This is a genomic window from Bordetella genomosp. 8 (assembly GCF_002119685.1).
Classification (GTDB): Bacteria; Pseudomonadota; Gammaproteobacteria; order Burkholderiales; family Burkholderiaceae_B; genus Bordetella_C.
On sequence record NZ_CP021108.1, the window covers coordinates 1,388,774 to 1,405,908 of the forward strand.

General features: G+C 67.9%; 16 protein-coding genes. 4 read left to right on the forward strand and 12 right to left on the reverse strand.

Annotated elements, in window-relative coordinates; translation table 11 throughout:
* Positions 1-42 precede the first annotated feature (42 nt).
* The gene (gene gloA / locus CAL12_RS06325; protein ID WP_086063714.1) at positions 43-438 is read right to left on the reverse strand and encodes a lactoylglutathione lyase; all 396 of its coding nucleotides are present in this window, start codon (positions 436-438) and stop codon (positions 43-45) included.
* 210 nt (positions 439-648) lie between these two features.
* Here gloA and CAL12_RS06330 point away from each other — a divergent pair, with 210 nt between their 5' ends.
* The gene (locus tag CAL12_RS06330) at positions 649-1,638 is read left to right on the forward strand and encodes a Bug family tripartite tricarboxylate transporter substrate binding protein (RefSeq protein ID WP_086063715.1); all 990 of its coding nucleotides are present in this window, start codon (positions 649-651) and stop codon (positions 1,636-1,638) included.
* Between the two features lie 22 nt (positions 1,639-1,660).
* Here the strand turns inward: CAL12_RS06330 and CAL12_RS06335 are convergent, their stop codons facing one another.
* The 5 genes from CAL12_RS06335 to glyQ are packed head-to-tail and all read right to left on the reverse strand — an operon-like array spanning position 1,661 to position 6,938.
* Positions 1,661-2,632 (reverse strand): M48 family metallopeptidase, encoded by a 972-nt coding sequence (locus CAL12_RS06335; RefSeq protein WP_086063716.1) that lies wholly within the window; start codon positions 2,630-2,632, stop codon positions 1,661-1,663.
* A complete protein-coding gene (locus CAL12_RS06340) occupies positions 2,619-3,356 on the reverse strand; it encodes a lysophospholipid acyltransferase family protein (protein WP_086063717.1) in 738 nt (245 codons plus the stop codon). Before CAL12_RS06340 ends, CAL12_RS06335 begins: the two co-directional genes overlap by 14 nt.
* Entirely contained in the window at positions 3,353-3,898 is a 546-nt protein-coding gene (gene gmhB / locus CAL12_RS06345; protein WP_086063718.1) for a D-glycero-beta-D-manno-heptose 1,7-bisphosphate 7-phosphatase, read from the reverse strand. Before gmhB ends, CAL12_RS06340 begins: the two co-directional genes overlap by 4 nt.
* Complete coding sequence (glyS, locus tag CAL12_RS06350) at positions 3,895-6,030, reverse strand: glycine--tRNA ligase subunit beta (protein WP_086063719.1); 2,136 nt, start codon at positions 6,028-6,030, stop codon at positions 3,895-3,897. The genes gmhB and glyS overlap by 4 nt, the downstream gene beginning before the upstream one ends.
* Positions 6,027-6,938 carry a glycine--tRNA ligase subunit alpha gene (gene glyQ / locus CAL12_RS06355; protein WP_157792905.1) on the reverse strand — a complete coding sequence of 304 codons (912 nt, stop codon included), beginning with the start codon at positions 6,936-6,938 and terminating at the stop codon, positions 6,027-6,029. Before glyQ ends, glyS begins: the two co-directional genes overlap by 4 nt.
* 167 nt (positions 6,939-7,105) lie before the next feature.
* Here glyQ and CAL12_RS06360 point away from each other — a divergent pair, with 167 nt between their 5' ends.
* Both CAL12_RS06360 and CAL12_RS06365 read left to right on the forward strand, forming a co-directional pair.
* Entirely contained in the window at positions 7,106-7,873 is a 768-nt protein-coding gene (locus CAL12_RS06360) for a crotonase/enoyl-CoA hydratase family protein (protein ID WP_086063721.1), read from the forward strand.
* A 34-nt stretch (positions 7,874-7,907) separates the two neighbouring features.
* Complete coding sequence (locus CAL12_RS06365) at positions 7,908-9,428, forward strand: fumarate hydratase (RefSeq protein WP_086063722.1); 1,521 nt, start codon at positions 7,908-7,910, stop codon at positions 9,426-9,428.
* A 46-nt stretch (positions 9,429-9,474) separates the two neighbouring features.
* Here CAL12_RS06365 and CAL12_RS06370 read toward each other — a convergent pair whose 3' ends face one another.
* Genes CAL12_RS06370 through hda form a run of 4 tightly spaced genes read right to left on the reverse strand, consistent with a single transcriptional unit; the run spans position 9,475 to position 12,791 of the window.
* Complete coding sequence (locus tag CAL12_RS06370; protein WP_086067708.1) at positions 9,475-10,008, reverse strand: 2-amino-4-hydroxy-6-hydroxymethyldihydropteridine diphosphokinase; 534 nt, start codon at positions 10,006-10,008, stop codon at positions 9,475-9,477.
* A 4-nt stretch (positions 10,009-10,012) separates the two neighbouring features.
* The gene (gene pcnB, locus CAL12_RS06375) at positions 10,013-11,389 is read right to left on the reverse strand and encodes a polynucleotide adenylyltransferase PcnB (protein ID WP_086063723.1); all 1,377 of its coding nucleotides are present in this window, start codon (positions 11,387-11,389) and stop codon (positions 10,013-10,015) included.
* A gap of 5 nt (positions 11,390-11,394) precedes the next feature.
* A complete protein-coding gene (locus CAL12_RS06380) occupies positions 11,395-12,093 on the reverse strand; it encodes an HAD family hydrolase (protein ID WP_086063724.1) in 699 nt (232 codons plus the stop codon).
* The gene (hda, locus tag CAL12_RS06385; protein ID WP_086063725.1) at positions 12,090-12,791 is read right to left on the reverse strand and encodes a DnaA regulatory inactivator Hda; all 702 of its coding nucleotides are present in this window, start codon (positions 12,789-12,791) and stop codon (positions 12,090-12,092) included. The genes CAL12_RS06380 and hda overlap by 4 nt, the downstream gene beginning before the upstream one ends.
* Positions 12,792-12,998: 207 nt before the next feature.
* On the opposite strand from hda, the gene purM reads away from it, so the two are divergent.
* A complete protein-coding gene (gene purM, locus CAL12_RS06390) occupies positions 12,999-14,048 on the forward strand; it encodes a phosphoribosylformylglycinamidine cyclo-ligase (protein WP_086063726.1) in 1,050 nt (349 codons plus the stop codon).
* A 23-nt stretch (positions 14,049-14,071) separates the two neighbouring features.
* Here the strand turns inward: purM and miaA are convergent, their stop codons facing one another.
* Together miaA and mutL are read right to left on the reverse strand one after the other, a co-directional pair.
* Positions 14,072-15,007 (reverse strand): tRNA (adenosine(37)-N6)-dimethylallyltransferase MiaA, encoded by a 936-nt coding sequence (gene miaA / locus CAL12_RS06395; protein WP_086067709.1) that lies wholly within the window; start codon positions 15,005-15,007, stop codon positions 14,072-14,074.
* Between the two features lie 85 nt (positions 15,008-15,092).
* Positions 15,093-17,102: a DNA mismatch repair endonuclease MutL gene (gene mutL / locus CAL12_RS06400; RefSeq protein ID WP_086063727.1), complete on the reverse strand. Its 2,010-nt coding sequence runs from the start codon at positions 17,100-17,102 to the stop codon at positions 15,093-15,095.
* Between the last annotated feature and the right edge of the window lie 33 nt (positions 17,103-17,135).

Below are 17,135 nucleotides of genomic sequence, written 5' to 3' on the forward strand. Positions count from 1 at the left end.
GCGGCGTGCCCATGGTCCGTCCACACGCCGCGCAAACTCGGATCAATCGTTCTGCGATCCTTTCTGGATGAACTCGATCTTGTAGCCGTCGGGGTCTTCGACGAAGGCGATGACCGTGGTGCCGTGCTTCATGGGGCCGGCCTCGCGCGTGACCTTGCCGCCGCGTTCGCGCACGCGGTCACAGGCTTCGTACGCATCGGGCACGTCGATGGCGATGTGGCCGTAGCCGGTGCCCAGGTCGTAGCGCTCGGTGTCCCAGTTGTGCGTGAGCTCGAGCACCGCGCCGTCCTTTTCGTCCTGGTAGCCGACGAAGGCCAGGGTGAACTTGCCGTCCGGGTAGTCCTTGCGGCGCAGCAGGCGCATGCCGAGCACGTTGGTATAGAAATCGATGGAACGGTCCAGATTGCCGACACGGAGCATGGTGTGGAGCAGTCGCATGATGGTTTCCTTTCAACTGGCTGATCGCGGCGGCCGCGCGGGGCGCGGGCAATTCGACATTGTAGAGGCTGCCGGCGGGCCTTGCGGGGCCCCTGTCCCCGCCGCGAGGAACCCCTGCCGCCGGGCTGGCACCCAACCCGCCGCGATCAACTGTGCGCCGGCCACCCGCGATCGCCGCCGCCGGCCACAACAGCAGAACAGGAGACAGGTATGCGTTTTTGCAAACGGGAGTTCGTGGTCCTAGCGTTGTTGAGCAGCTTCATCCCGTGGAGCGCCACGGCGGCGGACGCGGAACGGTTATATCCGCAGCGCCCCATCACCCTGGTCATCGGGTTTCCCCCGGGTGGAGGCGCTGACGCGCTCGCCCGCCTCGTCGCCAAGCATATGGCGGAGGAACTCGGGCAGAACATGATCGTCGATTATCGCCCTGGAGCGGCGGGTAACATCGGCGCGAAGGCGGTCGCGAATACGCTGCCGGACGGCCACACGATATACCTTAGCGGCCGTCCGAATACCATACACAAGGCCATGTACCCACAGCTCGATTACGATTTCGCGCGGGATCTGCAGCCTATCGGACTGGTTGCGACGATGCCTTACGTGGTGGCCGTAGGCAAGGATGTCCCCGTGGCCAGCGTCCAGGACGTCATCGCGTTGGCGAGAGCCTATCCAGGCGCTTCCACCTGCGCATCCGCCGGCGTCGGCACCAGCGACCATCTCCTGTGCGTGATGTTCCAGCAGGAAACCGGCACCGACATCGCACATGTTCCGTATCGCGGCAGTGCGCACGCCTTAGCGGACGTAATCGGTGGGCGCGTGGACATGGTCTTCGCCCCGCTGCCCGCGGCGCTGCCACATATCACGGCGGGCAACTTGCGTCCGATCGCGGTAATGTCGCATCTGCGGACGCCCAATCTTCCGCACACCCCAACCATCGCCGAAGCCGGCTTCCCCTCCCTCGCGCTGGACGCCTGGTACGGCCTGATGGCGCCGGCGGCCACGCCACCGGAAGTCGTGGCGCGGCTGAATCAATCGATGAATGCGGCGCTGGCCAGGCAGGAGCTGCAGGAGGCGCTGCTCCAGCTGGCCTACGTCCCGCCCGCGCCGGACACGCCCGCGGCCTTCGGGGCCTTGATCGAAAAAGAAACCGAAAGGTGGACGACCATCCTGCAGACCCGCAACGTCCAGCCTGCGTCCTAGGCGGTTCCTGTCCGTCCGCGGATCAAAGCTGCGGCAGCATCGCCGGATCGTGGCGGCGCAGGACGTCGCGCGCCTGCTGGTAGTCGGGCAGGATGTGCCCGACCTCGGTCCAGAAATTGGGGCTGTGATTCATTTCCCGCAAGTGTGCCAGCTCATGCGCGATCACATAGTCGATGATGGCGGGCGCGAAATGGATCAGGCGCCAGTTCAGCATGATGTTGCCGTCGCTGGTGCACGACCCCCAGCGCGTGGCCGCGGACGACAGCCGCCAGCGGCGGATCTTCAAGCCGCTGGCCTGCAGGAAATACGCCAGGCGCGCGCCGAACCAGATGCCGGCGCGCTGCTGCAGCCAGGCCTGGGCGGCGTCCCGGATACGCGATGCCGCGGCGTCGGCGGGCAGTGCCAATCGCAGGATGTCGCCATCACGCGGCGCGTCCGCGTCGCCCGCCAAGGCCGCATGCCGTTCGTGCGAACCCAGCTCCAGCACGATGCGCTTGCCCAGGTAGGGCAGTTCGCCGCCGGCGCGCCATTGCGTCTGCGACAGCGCCAGCTGTTCCCTGCGCTTCTGCCAGTCGCGCAGCTTGGCCAGGATCCACCCGGATTTCTCTACCACGGACTCGTCGACCTGGCGTAGCGTGACCCAGTTCGGCGCCGTCACGCGCAGGCCATCGTCGCTGACCACGAAGCCTATCGTGCGCCGGCGCGAGCGCAGCAGCACGAAGCCGATATCCTGCTGCGGCGTCGCGACGACGCGCCAGCGTGCATTGGGCGGCAGGGTGGGCGGGCAGATCGTCGGGACGATGAACGGGCTGGCCGAAGAAGGCCGCAGATCGAAAGTATCGGGGGCGTCCCGCGTCGACGGACCCGTCGCACCCAGCGCGGGCGATTCCGTAGGGAATAGCGCCGGCTCGGCGTCGCCGCCGCCCGTATCGCCAGGGGGCGCGCCTGAACCGGCTGCATCGAACAGAAGTTCGAGCTGATTATTCCGAGACATACCTTTCAGGGTTGAGGCGGCGCATTTCGCCTTCGATCCAGTCCTGGACCTGGCGATTCAGCTCCTCCGGTGATTTGCCTTGCGATTCTATCGCGGGGCCGATTGAAACGGTGATCATGCCCGGACGCTTGACGAAAGCGTTGCGCGGCCAACACTCGCCGGCGTTGTGCGCGATGGGAATCACCACGCTGCCGGTGCGCGATGCCAGCAGGGCGCCGCCCATCTTGAAGCGGCCCTTCTGCCCGGGCGCGATGCGCGTGCCTTCGGGAAAGAGCAGCGGCCAACGGCCTTCGTTCAGGCGGCGTTGTCCTTGCCGCACCACTTGTTCGAAGGCGTCGCGGCCCTTGGCGCGATCGATCGGGATCATGCGCAACAGCGCCAGTCCCCAGCCGAAAAACGGCACGTAGTGCAATTCACGCTTGTAGACGAAACAGACCTCGCGCGGCATGTGGGCCGGGAAGCACAGCGTTTCCCACGCGGACTGGTGCTTGGAAAGCAGGATCGCAGGGCCGTCGGGCAGGTTCTCCCAGCCGCGCACCTGCCACCGGATGCCGCAGAACACGCGCGCGCCCCAGATGGCCAGGCGCGGCCAGCCCACCGTCAGGCGATAGCGCCAGTGCAGGGGCAGAGGCGCCCACAGCAGGCATGCCAGCGCATAGGGAATGACCGTGACGCTCAGGAAGATCATGTACAGCAGCGAACGCAGGAACAATACGGCCTTCATGCGGCGCTTTCTTCCAGAAGGATATCCACCACCGCGGCAAGGTCGTCGGCCACCCGCGTGCCCGCCGGCATCTGGCCGGAGGCCAGCGTCTTCAGGCCGTTGCCGGTCTTGACCAGCCACGGCGCGCAGCCCGCCGTCGCGCAGGCCTGCAGGTCGCGCAGCGAGTCCCCGACGGCCGGCACGCCGGCCAGGTCCACGTCGAAGCGCTCGGCGATCTGCTCGTACATGCCGGGCAGCGGCTTGCGGCAGCGGCAGTTGTCTTCGGGCAGGTGAGGGCAAAGGAAAATGGCGTCGATGGCACCGCCGACCTGGGCCAGTTCGCGCCGCATCTTGGCATGGATGGCGGTCAGCGTACGCATGTCGAACAGGCCGCGCCCCAATCCCGATTGGTTGGACGCGACGACGACCGTCCAGCCGGCCTGGTGCAGCCGCGAGATCGCCTGCAAGGACCCGGGCAGGGCGATCCATTCGTCCGGCGACTTGACGAACGCGTCGCTGTCCTGATTGATAACGCCGTCGCGGTCTAGGATGATGATTTTCACTGGGCGAGCCGGGAAATGTCTGCGACCTTGTTCATCAGGCCATGGAGCTGGCCCAGCAATGCCAGCCGGTTGGCGCGCACGGCCGGGTCGTCGGCCATGACCATGACGTCGGCGAAGAATGCGTCCACCGGTTCGCGAGCCTGGGCCAGCGTGCTGAGGCTGCCGGCGAAATCGCCGGCATCGAATTGCGCTTGCGCGCGCGGGCTCAGGCTGTCGATGGCCTGGGCGAGTGCGCGCTCGGCGGGCTCCTGCAGGCGCGCGGCATCGACGGCGCCGATGTCGCCTTCCGCTTTTTTCAGCAGATTGCCGACGCGCTTGTTGGCGGCCGCCAGGCTGGCGGCTTCGGGCAGCGCGCCGAAGGCGGTCACGGCGCGCACGCGCGCGGCCACCTGGTGCAGCGGCGGCGCCAGCGCCACCACGGCATCGACCGCGTTGCGGTCGAACTCGGCGGCCAGCTGGTTGCGGTAGCGTTCGTAGGTGAAGTCGGCGACTTCCGCCAGCACGGTATCGGCGATCTGGCCGGCGCCGAAGCTGTCGGCCGCCAGGCGCAGCACGCCTTGCAGGGTCAAGGGGCCATTCTGGCTGGGCTTGAGCCAACCGCCGGCCGCCAGTTGTTCGAAGGCGCTGATCAGGCCCAGCGCGGCGCGGCGCAGGCCGAAGGGATCGCGTTCGCCGGTGGGCGCCAGGCCGATGCTCCAGATTCCCACCAGGGTTTCGGCGCGTTCGGCGATGAACAGGGCCGCCATGGTCAGGCTGTCGCGGTCGACCGGCGTGTCCAGGCGGTTGCGGTATTGCTCGCGCAGCGCGCGCACCACGTCGGCGGCTTCGCCATCCGCTTCGGCGTAGTAGGCGCCCATGATGCCTTGCAGCTCGGGGAATTCGCCCACCATCAGGGTGCCCAGGTCGGCCTTGGCCAGCAGCGCCGCGCGATCGGCGGCTTGCGGATCGGCGCCCAGCGCCTGCGCCACGCCACGCGCCACGCCGCGCACACGTTCGACGCGTTGCAGCTGGCTACCCAGCTTGTTGTGATAAACGATCGAGCCCAGTTGCTCCACGCGCGCGGCCAGCGGCGTCTTGCGGTCGGTCTCGAAGAAGAACTGCGCGTCCGCCAGCCGGGGCCGGACCACGCGCTGGTTGCCTTCGACGATGTTGACCGGATCGGCCACCTGCATGTTGCTGACGATCAGGAAACGGTGCGTCAGCTTGCCGGTGTCGGGGGCGAACAGGGGGAAATACTTCTGGTTCAGCCGCATCGTCAGGATCAGGCATTCCTGCGGCACCTGGAGGAAGCGCGGTTCGAACTCGCCGACATACACAGTGGGATGCTCGACCAGCGCGGTGACTTCGTCCAGCAGCGCCGGCACTTCGGGATCGTCGCCCAGCGTGGCGCCCAGGCGCTGGGCATGCGCCTGCAACTGGCGCGAGATTTCATCGCGGCGTGCGTCGAAGGATGCGATCACGCGGCCCGCGTCGGCCAGCCGGTCGACATAGGCATCGGCGTCGGCCACGGTGATGGCGCCTTCGCTCATGAAGCGATGGCCCAGCGTGTCGCGGCCGGCCGCCAGGCCCAGCGCGGAAATGTCCACGACGTCGGGCCCGAACAAGGCCACCAGGCCGTGCGCCGGACGCACGAATTTGACGGTGGTCACGCCATCGGCCAACTGGTAGCTCATGACCTTGGGGATGGGCAGGCCGGCGATGGCCGCGTCCAGCGCCTGTTGCAGCCCGTCGGCCAGGCGCGCGCCGGGCGCCGTGCCGCGCGCCACCAGGTAGTCCTGCTTTCCATCGGATTCGCGTGCCAATGCCGCGGCATCGACGTTATCCAGGCCCTTGGCGGCCAGTTTCTTCAGCAGCGCGGGAGTCGGCCGCCCTTCGGCGTCCAGACCCACCTTCACCGGCATCAGCTTTTCCGCGTAGTCCTGGTCGGGTGCCTGCGCCAGCACGGCGGACAGGTGCACGGCCAGGCGGCGCGGCGTCGCGTAGGCCTGCACGCGGCAGTCCGGGCCCAGCAGGCCTCGCGCGTCCAGGCCCTGGCGTATGCCTTCGGCGTAAGCCTCGCCCAGCTTGCGCAAGGCCTTGGGCGGCAGTTCTTCGGTCAGCAGTTCGACCAGCAGGGGACGGACGTCGCTCATTGCGCGACCTCCGCGGCGGTGCGGCCGCCCAGCATGGGAAAGCCCAGCCGTTCGCGCGATTCGTAGTAGGCCTGCGCAATGGCACGCGACAGGTTGCGGATGCGCCCGATATAGGCGGCGCGCTCGGTAACGCTGATGGCGCCGCGCGCGTCCAGCAGGTTGAAGGTGTGCGCGGCCTTGAGCACCGCCTCGTAGGCGGGCAGGGCCAGCGGGACTTCCATCAGCCGCTTGGCTTCGGATTCGTAGTCGTTGAAATGCGCGAACAGCATGTCGGCCGAGGAGTATTCGAAGTTATAGGTGGACTGCTCCACTTCGTTCTGGTGGAACACGTCGCCGTACTTGACCGGTCGGCCGTCCGGGCCGATCGTCCAGACCAGGTCGTAGACGCTCTGCACATCCTGCAGGTACATGGCCAGGCGTTCCAGGCCGTAGGTTATTTCGCCGGTGGTCGGGGTGCAGTTCAAGCCGCCGACCTGCTGGAAATACGTGAACTGGGTGACTTCCATGCCGTTCAGCCAGACTTCCCAACCCAGCCCCCAGGCGCCCAGCGTGGGGTTTTCCCAGTCGTCTTCGACGAAGCGGATGTCGTGGCGGGTCGGATCGATGCCCAAGGCCTTCAGCGAACCGATGTACAGGTCCAGGATTTCCGGAGGCGCCGGCTTCAGCACGACCTGGTACTGGTAATAGTGTTGCAGCCGGTTGGGGTTTTCGCCGTAGCGGCCGTCCTTGGGACGGCGCGACGGTTGCACATAGGCCGCGCGCCAGGGCTCCGGCCCGATCGCGCGCAGAAAGGTGGCCGTATGCGAGGTTCCCGCGCCGACTTCCATGTCGTAGGGCTGCAGCAGCGTGCAACCCTGCTTATCCCAGTATTCCTGGAGTTTTAGGATGATTTGCTGAAAGGTGAGCATGGTGCTGGGGAAACCGCCCGATGGGCCCGCGGATGACAAACCCGGCATTTTACTGGAGCCGGCCGGCCCGCCGGAAAATCCTTGCGCGGCGTTGGTCGTATCATTCGATTTCCGCGCCTCGCGCGCCCCGCGGGGCGCGCATCCGCCAATTGGAAGGAGAACAGCACATGGCCGACCTGATCGAGGTGGCAGTCGAAGACGGCATCCAGACCATCACCATCAACCGCCCGGACGCCCGCAACGCGATCAACCTGGAAACCGCGCAGGCGATGGCCGCCGCCCTGGACCAGCTGGACAAGGATCCTGCCGTGCGCATCGGCATCCTGACCGGCGCGAACAATACCTTTTCGTCCGGCATGGACCTGAAGGCCTTCGGGCAACGTGGCGAACGGCCGCTGATCCCGGGGCGCGGCTTTGCCGGCCTGAACGAGGCACCGCCCAAAAAGCCGCTGATCGCCGCCGTGGAAGGCTACGCGCTGGCCGGCGGCTTCGAAATGGCGCTGGCCTGCGACCTGCTCGTCGCCGCCCGCAACGCCAGTTTCGGTCTGCCCGAGGTCAAGCGCGGCCTGGTGGCGGGCTCGGGCGGCATGCTGCGGCTGCCGCGCCGGCTGCCGTATCACATCGCCATGGAAATCATCCTGACCGGCGATATGCTCGGGGCGGAACGCGCCCACGCTTTCGGCCTGGTCAATCGCCTGACGGAACCCGGCAAGGCGCTGGACGAGGCCAAGGCCCTGGCCCGCACCATCGTCGAAAACGGCCCCCTGGCCGTCCAGACCGCCAAAAGCATCGTGTCGCAGGCTGTCGATTGGGAGCAGGCCGGCATGTTCGATCGCCAACGGCCCCTGATTGCGCATATATTCACCTCCGCCGACGCCAAGGAAGGCGCACTGGCCTTCGCCGAAAAGCGCAAGCCGGTCTGGCAGGGAAAATAAACCTTCATCGCTCAACCTTACGCTACAGCACGTCATGACCGTCATCAAGGAAGAAGACTTCATCCAGTCCATCGCGGATGGGATCCAGTTCATCAGCTACTACCATCCCGTGGACTACCTGCGCCATCTGGCGCGCGCCTATGAGCGCGAGGAAAGTCCCGCGGCCCGCGACGCCATCGCGCAGATCCTGACGAATTCGCGCATGTGCGCCGAGGGTAAGCGCCCGCTGTGCCAGGACACCGGCATCGTCAACGTCTTCCTGAAGATCGGCATGAACGTGCGTTTCGACACGGCGCGCGGCCTGCAGGAGCTGTGCGACGAAGGCGTGCGCCGCGGCTACACCAATCCCGATAACCCCTTGCGTGCCTCGGTGCTGGCCGATCCGCTGTTCGCCCGCCGCAACACCAAGGACAACACGCCCTGTATCGTCAACGTCGAGCTGGTCCCTGGCGACAAGGTCGACGTGCAGCTGGCGTCCAAGGGTGGCGGTTCCGAGAACAAGTCCAAGTTCGCCATGCTCAATCCCAGCGATTCGCTGGTGGACTGGGTGCTGAAGACGGTCCCGACCATGGGCGCCGGCTGGTGTCCGCCGGGCATGCTGGGCATCGGCGTCGGCGGCACGGCCGAAAAAGCCATGCTGATGGCCAAGCAGTCGCTCATGGAAGATATCGACATGTACGAGCTGCTGCAGCGCGGCCCGCAGAGCAAGCTGGAAGAGCTGCGCATCGAGCTCTACGAAAAGGTCAACGCACTGGGCATAGGCGCGCAGGGCCTGGGCGGCCTGACCACGGTGCTGGACATCAAGATCGCCACCTTCCCCACGCATGCCGCGTCGCTGCCAGTGGCGATGATCCCGAACTGCGCGGCCACCCGCCATGCGCACTTCGAGCTGGACGGCAGCGGTCCCGCGCAACTGACGCCGCCCGCCCTGTCGGAATGGCCGGAAGTCCGCTGGGCGCCGGACTACAACAAGTCCCGGCAGGTCGACCTGGACACCCTGACCAAGGAAGAGGTCGCCAGCTGGAAGCCGGGCCAGACCTTGCTGCTGTCGGGCAAGATGCTGACGGGCCGCGACGCCGCGCACAAGCGCATCCAGGACATGCTGGCCAAGGGCGAGCAATTGCCGGTCGATTTCCGCAATCGCGTGATCTATTACGTTGGCCCGGTCGATCCGGTGCGCGACGAGGTCGTCGGTCCGGCCGGCCCCACCACGTCCACCCGCATGGACAAGTTCACCGACATGATGCTGGACAAGACCGGCCTGATCGCCATGATCGGCAAGTCGGAGCGTGGTCCGGTGGCGATCGAGGCCATCCGGAAGCACCAGTCGGCGTACCTGATGGCGGTGGGCGGCGCGGCCTACCTGGTTTCCAAGGCCATCCGCGCCGCCAAGGTGCTGGCGTTCGAAGACCTGGGCATGGAAGCGATCTACGAGTTCGAGGTCAAGGACATGCCGGTGACGGTGGCCGTGGATGCGCAGGGCACGTCGGTGCATACCACCGGCCCGCGCGAATGGCAGGCGAAGATCGGCAAGATCCCCGTCGCCGTGGCCTGACGTGAAATTGCCCGCGGGTTTGCCGCGGGCGTTTTGCGCCGGCGGCTCAGCCCGCGCCGCGCGGTGGGGGCTCCGCCGGTTCCGCCATGCGATGAATGGCCTGGTCCGCGCAGCGCGCCAGCAGGCCGTCCAGCGTTTCGTCCCGCAGCCGCATGTCCGGCGCCAGGTCGCGCAGGGGCAGCAGCACGAACGCGCGTTCATGCATGCGCGGATGCGGCAGCGTCAGCCGCGGCGTGTCCAGGCGCAGGTCATCGTAGAGCAGCAGGTCCAGGTCCAGGGTACGCGGTGCGTTGCGGTAAGGCCGTGCGCGGCCGTGCTCGAGCTCGATGGCCTGCAGGGCGTCCAGCAGATCCAGCGGCGCCAGCGCGGTGCGCAGGCGCGCGACCGCATTGACGAAGTCCGGCCCCGTGGCGTCCACGGGCGCGGACCGGTAGAAGGGCGATGCCACGCATTCCCGGGTATCCGGCAAGGCCGCCAGCTCGCGCAAGGCGGCCCGCAGCGTGGCGGCGCTATCGCCCAGGTTCGCGCCCAGGCCGATGTAGGCAATCGCTTCGGGCGGAGTCGCGCGATCCGCCTGCATGGCGCTACTCGTCGCCGCCCTGCGCGACGACGGGCTGGCCACCTTGGCCGCCGCCACCGCTGCGCCGCCGCGTACGGCGCCGCCGGGGCGCGGGTTCATCGCCCTTGGCGCGGGGCGCGCGAGAGGCCTCGTCTATCATCTGGGTGCGGGTGATGTCGTCGGCATTGGCCAGGTCCATCCACCATTGCGCCAGCACGCTATCGAACTCGCCGGCCGCCGCGCGCAACTGCAGGAAATCGCAGGCCGCGCGGAAGCGCGGCTGCTCCAGCATGCGGAAGATGGTCTTGCCGACGCGTCGCTCGAAGCGCGGTTGCATGAACCAGATTTCCCGCATGTCCGAGGAAAACCGGCGCTGGATAGCCAGCTTTTCGGTCTGTTCGTCCAGCACGGAGTCCGCCGCCTGCAACAGGGCGGGGATGGGCAGCTCTCCCTGCTTGCACAGGTCGCGCCAGCGCACTTCCACCTGCTGCCAGAGCAGCGATGCGAACAGGAAACTGGGGCTGATGGTCTTGCCGGCGCGCACCCGCGCGTCGGTGCGTTCCAGCGCCAGCTCGACGAACTGCTCGCCCTGGGGTTGCTCCAGCACGACGTCCAGCAAGGGCAGCACGCCGTGGTGCAGGCCTTCGGCGCGCAGCTGGCGCAGGCAGTCCATGGCATGGCCGCAGGTCAGCAGCTTGAGCATCTCGTCGAACAGCCGCGAAGCGGGCACGTTCTCGATCAAGGCGGACATCGAGCGGATGGGCGCGCGCGTTTCGTCGTCGATGACGAAATTCAGCTTGGCCGCGAAGCGCACGGCGCGCAGCATGCGCACCGGGTCCTCGCGATAGCGCTTGGCGGGATCGCCGATCATCCGCACCACGCGCTTTTTCAGGTCGGCCACGCCCTGGTGGTAGTCGATGACGACTTCCGTCAGCGGATCGTAGTACAGGGCGTTCAAGGTGAAGTCGCGGCGCGCGGCGTCTTCTTCCTGGCTGCCGAACACGTTGTCGCGCAGGATGCGGCCGTGTTCGTCCGTTTCCTGGTCACCGGTGGCCAGCGCACGGAAGGTGGAGGTCTCGATGATCTCCTGGCCGAACACGACGTGCACCAGCTGGAAGCGCCGGCCGATGATGCGGGCGCGGCGGAACAGGGGGCGGATTTCTTCCGGCGTGGCATTGGTGGCCACGTCGAAGTCCTTGGGCTCCATGCCCACGATCAGGTCGCGTACCGCGCCGCCGACGATGTAGGCCTCATAGCCCGCCTGGCGCAGGACTTCGCAGACCTTGATGGCATGCCGCGAAACGTTGCGGCGATCGATACCGTGGCGCTCTTTCGGAATACGCTGCGGGCCGCGCGCCGGGAATAGCCGGGCGACGAATTTTTTTATGGTTTCGGTGATCATCGAATTCAGGACTTCGCATCTTCCATGTGGGCGAACAAATTCAGCACCTGCCATCCATTCGCCCGCGCGAGTTCGCGCAGCGCGGGACTGGGATTGGTCGCCACCGGCCGGGTGACCGCTTCGAGCAGCGGCACGTCGTTGATCGAGTCGCTATAAAAAAACGTTTCGGAGAAATCCGCAAGGGCCAGCCCCATGCCGGCCAGCCATTCCTTCACCCGCACCACCTTGCCTTCCTTGAAGCTGGGGGTGCCGGCAATGCGGCCGGTGTAGCGGCCGGCGATGTATTCCGCATCGGTGGCGATCAGGTGCGGGATGCCGAAGGCGCGGCTGATGGGCGCGGTGACGAAATGATTGGTGGCGGTGACCACGGCGCACAGGTCGCCGGCTTCCAGGTGCTGGCGCACCAGCTGCACGGCGCTGGCCTCGATGGCGGGGCGGATGACCTGCGCCATGTATTCCTCGTGCCACAGGGCCAGCTCGAAGGGCGTATGGGCGGCCAGCAGGCCCAGCATGAACTCGGCCGACTGCTCGGCGGTCAGTTCGCCGCGGTTGTAGCGGGCCATCAGGTCTTCGTTGCGCGCACGGGCTTCGTCCGGGTCGCCGGCGCGGCCGGTACGGGCCAGGAAATCGGCCCATTGGTAGTCGCTATCCAGAGGCAGGAGCGTGTGATCGAGATCGAAGAGGGCCAGGCGTGCAGCAGTCATGAAGTAGGAGTATCCGGGTCCGCCAGCATCGCGCGCAGCAGCGGTATGGTCAGGGGCCGGCGCGTGGCCAGCGAATAGCGGTCCAGCGCGTCCAGCAGCGCGGCCAGGCGGCGCATGTCGCGCTCGTAATGCGTCAGCATCCAATTGATGACTTCAGGCGCCAGCTGCAGTCCCCGCCCGGCGGCCTGCGCGGACAGCGCCGCCAGCTTGTCGGCATCCGACAGCGGATCCAGGCGGAACACCAGGTCCCAGCCCAGCCGGGTGCGAAGGTCTTCGCGCAGCGGCATGGCCAGGGGCGCGCGGTCCCCGGCGACGGCCAGCGCGAATGCATGCTGGGTGGCCGCCGACTCGCGCCAGCGATTGTACAAGGCAAACAGCGCCGCCTGCCCGGCGTCGTCCATGCGGTGCAGGTCATCCACCGCCACGATGCGGGGCATGGGGTCGGTGGGGCTGGATTGGGCCAGGCCCGCCAGCGCGGCGGCCGCGTCCTGGGCGCCGATATAGCGGCCGCCGGGCGAGCCGGCGATGGCGCGCAGCAGATGGCTGCGGCCGCAGCCGGCCGGGCCCCAGAGGTACAGCGCATGGCCGGGCGCCAGGCGGTGCGCCGCGTCCAGCGCCTGTCCGTTGGGGCCGGGTATGTAGTTGCCGAGCGACGGAGCGGGCTCGGGCAGGACGTCTAGCAGCAGCTGGCGATTCATTTGGACACGTGGAGAGCCCGACCCGGCGCGGCTCGGCCTGACGCGGCGCGGCCTAGCGCGGCGCGGCCTGGCGCGGCTCGGCCTGGCGCGGCTCGGCCAAAACCCGCTTCGGACGTCCGCTGGCATAGAAAAGGTGGGCTCATCGTAAAATCAGGAAAGCTGACTTGAAAAAATCCCGCAATTTTTACACACCCCACGGTTTTCCTCATGACAAATCAACCTTCCGCCCCGCTGACCTATCGCGACGCAGGTGTCGATATCGACGCGGGCGACGCCCTGGTCGACCGCATCAAGCCGCTGGCGGCCCGCACCATGCGGCCCGGCGTGCTGGCCGGCATCGGCGGCTTCGGCGCACTGTTCGAAGTCCCCGGGAAATACCGCGAACCGGTGCTCGTGTCGGGTACGGATGGCGTGGGCACCAAGCTCAAGCTGGCCTTCCAGTGGAACCGGCACGATACCGTGGGTATCGACCTGGTCGCGATGAGCGTCAACGACATCCTGGTCCAGGGCGCCGAACCCCTGTTCTTCCTGGACTATTTCGCCTGCGGCAAGCTGGCCGTGGATACGGCGGCTGCCGTGGTGGGCGGCATCGCGCGCGGCTGCGAACTGGCCGGTTGCGCCCTGATCGGCGGTGAAACCGCCGAAATGCCGGGAATGTATCCCGATGGCGAATACGACCTGGCAGGCTTCGCGGTCGGCGCGGTCGAAAAGTCCGCCATCCTGGACGGCAAATCGATCCGGCCCGGCGACGCCATCCTGGGCCTGGCTTCCAGCGGCGCGCATTCCAACGGTTATTCGCTGGTGCGCAAGATCCTCGACCGTGCCGGCGCCCGGCCGGAGCAGGACTTCCAGGGCCAGCCCCTGGGCGACGTGGTCATGGCGCCCACCCGCATCTATGTCAAGCCGGTGCTGGCCGCCCTGGCGCGCCATGGGGCCGCCATCAAGGGCATGGCCCACATCACCGGCGGCGGCCTGGTCGAAAACGTGCCGCGCATCCTGCAGGCGGACGTCGCCGCCGAATTGCAGCGGGACGCCTGGAAAATGCCCCCGTTGTTCAGCTGGCTGCAGCAGCAGGGCGGCGTGGCGGACGCGGAGATGCATCGCGTCTTCAACTGCGGCATCGGCATGGCCATCGTGGTCGACGCGGCCCAGGCCGACGCCGTCGCGGCCACCTTGCGTGAGCAGGGCGAAACCGTCGACCGCATCGGCGTGGTCGTCGCCCGCCAGGGCGACGCGCCGCAGACCGTCGTTCGCTGAACGCCGGGCGCCGCCATCCCGCGCTAGGTGCGCGCCAGGACCCTGGCGCAGATCCTTTCCACCTGCGCGGCCGCATCGGGCGCCAGGCTGTCCACGATCAGTCGTTCCGGCTGCGCGCGCAGCCAGGTGATCTGCCGTTTGGCAAGCTGCCGCGTCGCGGCGATGCCTTGTTCGCGGGCGGTGGGCAGGTCGACCTCGCCATCCAGGTAGGCCCATATCTGGCGATAGCCCACGCAGCGCACCGAAGGCAGGCCCGTATGCAGGTCGCCGCGAGCCCGCAGCGCCGCGACTTCTTCCACCAGTCCCTGTTCCAGCATCGTGTCGAAGCGCTGGGCGATGCGCGCATGCAGCGCAGCCCGGTCGGCCGGCTCCATGCTGATGGTCACGTAATCGTGGTCCTGGGGCGCACCGGCGCGCCGGAACAGCGACGACATGGGCCGTCCGCTGACGATGCACACTTCCAGGGCCCGCTGTATGCGCTGGCTGTCATTGGGCTTGAGCCGCGCCGCGGTCACCGGGTCCAGGCGCGCCAGCTCATCGTGCATCGCCGGCCAGCCTTGCTGCGCCGCCCGTGCTTCCAGAGAAGCCCGCAAGGCCGGGTCGGCCGAGGGCAGGTCGTCCAGTCCTTCGCGTAGCGCCTTGAAGTACAGCATGGTCCCGCCCGCCAGCAGCGGGATGCGTCCGCGCGCGTGGATATCGGCGATCAGGCGCAAGGCGTCGGCGCGGAATTCCGCGGCCGAATAGGCCTGCACGGGGTCGCGTATGTCGAGCAGGTGCTGCGGGACGCGCGCGCGCTCTTCGGCGCTCGGCTTGGCCGTGCCGATGTCCATGCCGCGATAGATGGTCGCCGAATCGACGTTGACGATCTCCAGCGGCCAGCGCCGCGCCAGCGCCAGCGTGGCGGCGCTCTTGCCGGCGGCGGTGGGGCCGGTCACGCAGAGGATGGTGCGGCGGGTCATGCCATGACGCGGCATCGCGGGCGCGGGTGCGGGCGCTGGTTCGGATGTCGATGTGGGGCTTGATGCATGCACGGGTTCATGCGCCTTATTGCCCGCGCAGGAAGAGACGGTCCAGTTCGGCCACCGACCATTGCACCCAGGTCGGCCGGCCATGATTGCATTGGTCTGCCCGTTCGGTGGCTTCCATGCGGCGCAGCAGCGCGTTCATCTCTTCGATGGTCAGGCGCCGGTTCGCGCGCACCGAGCCATGGCATGCCATGGTGGCCAGCAGTTCGTTGCGTTGTTCGGTCAGCAGCCGTGACACGCCGACCGTGGCCAGGTCGCGCAGCACGGCGCGCGCCAGCGATTCCACGTCGCCGCGCGCCAGCAGCGCCGGCACCGAGCGCACCGCGATGGACGCCGGCCCCGCCGGCCGCATGCGGAATCCCAGCTCTTCGAGCTGTTCCTCGCACTCCTCGACCAGGGCCACGTCCTTTTCCTGTGCATTGAACACCACGGGCACCAGCAGGTCCTGCCGCGGCATGTCGCGCGCATCCAGCGCGTTCTTGAGCTGCTCGTACACGACGCGCTCGTGCGCGGCGTGCATGTCGACCAGCACCAGGCCGCGCCTGTTCTGCGCCAGGATATAGATGCCGTGCAACTGGCCCAGCGCCATGCCCAGGGGCTGTTCCTCGTCCATCGGCAAGCCGCCGCCGGGCGCCGGTTCGCGCAGCGACGTGGCGGCTTGCATGCGCGCGGCGTCGGCCATGACGGACGCGTAGTCGACGAGGGCCGCCGGCGCGTCACTGCTGCCGGCCGGAGCGGCGGCAGTATGCGCGCCGTCGTCCAGCGGGCGGTACAGGCTCCGCCAATCGGCCGAACCGCCGCTCGCGGGCGGCGTGTGCAAGCGGAAGGGCATCTGCGTATGCGGCCGCGCGCCGGTGCCTGTACCGATGCCATTGCCATTGCCGGCGCCATGGCTGGTGCCCATGCCCGCGCCGGCAGGCATGTGCGTTTGCGGAATGGCGTATGCGCCGCCGCGCATGGAGGCGCCATCGCCATCGCCTTCGCGCGCCGCCATGGCATCCGGCGCATCGGCCGGCGCCGCCCCGCCGGCGACGTTCTGTCCGCCAGTCTGCGCCAGCGCATCCGCGACCGACTGGGACACGAAGCGGTGCACCGCGCCGCTGTCGCGGAAACGCACTTCATGCTTGGCCGGATGCACGTTCACGTCGACCGCGGCGGGATCGATGTCCAGGAACAGCACGTAGGCCGGCTGGCGGTCCCCATGCAGCACGTCCGCATACGCGCTGCGCAGCGCGTGGCTGACCGTGCGATCGCGCACGAAGCGGCCGTTCACGTACAGGTATTGGCGATCGGCCCGCGCCCGCGCCGCGGTGGGCCGGGTGACCATGCCGCTCAAGGCGACCGGCCCGACCGCGCGGCTGATCAGCAGGCCCTGGTCCGCGAACTCCGCGCCCAGCACGTCGCGGATGCGCTGCGGCGGCTCGGCGGGGAGCCATTGGCGATGGGCGCGGTCATGGTGGAACAGGCGGAACGCGATGCGCGGATGCGCCAGCGCGATGCGCTCCATGGCATCCAGGCAATGGCCGAACTCGGTCGCCTCCGACCGCAGGAATTTGCGCCGTGCCGGCACCGCATCGAACAATTGGCGCACGTCCACGGTCGTGCCGGCCGGTCCGGATGCCGGCGCGATTTCGCCGCTGCCGGCATCGATCTGCGACGCGTGGGATGCATCGCGCGTGCGGGAAATCAACGTCACCTGGGCCACCGACGAGATGGACGCCAGCGCTTCACCTCGGAAACCCATGGAGGCCACCGCTTCCAGTTCGTTCAGCGTGGCGATCTTGCTGGTCGCGTGGCGGCGCAGGGCCAGGGGGAGTTCTTCCGGCGGGATGCCGCCGCCGTCGTCGCTGACCGCGATGCGCCGGATGCCGCCGCCCTCCAGGCGTACCTCGATGGCCCGCGCACCGGCGTCGATGGCGTTTTCCAGCAGCTCTTTCAGCACCGACGCGGGGCGCTCGATGACCTCGCCAGCGGCGATCTGGCTGATCAACAGGTCGGGCAGGGCGGCGATGGGGCGGCGATCGGACATGGACAAGGATGACTCAGGGTTTGCGATCGATTT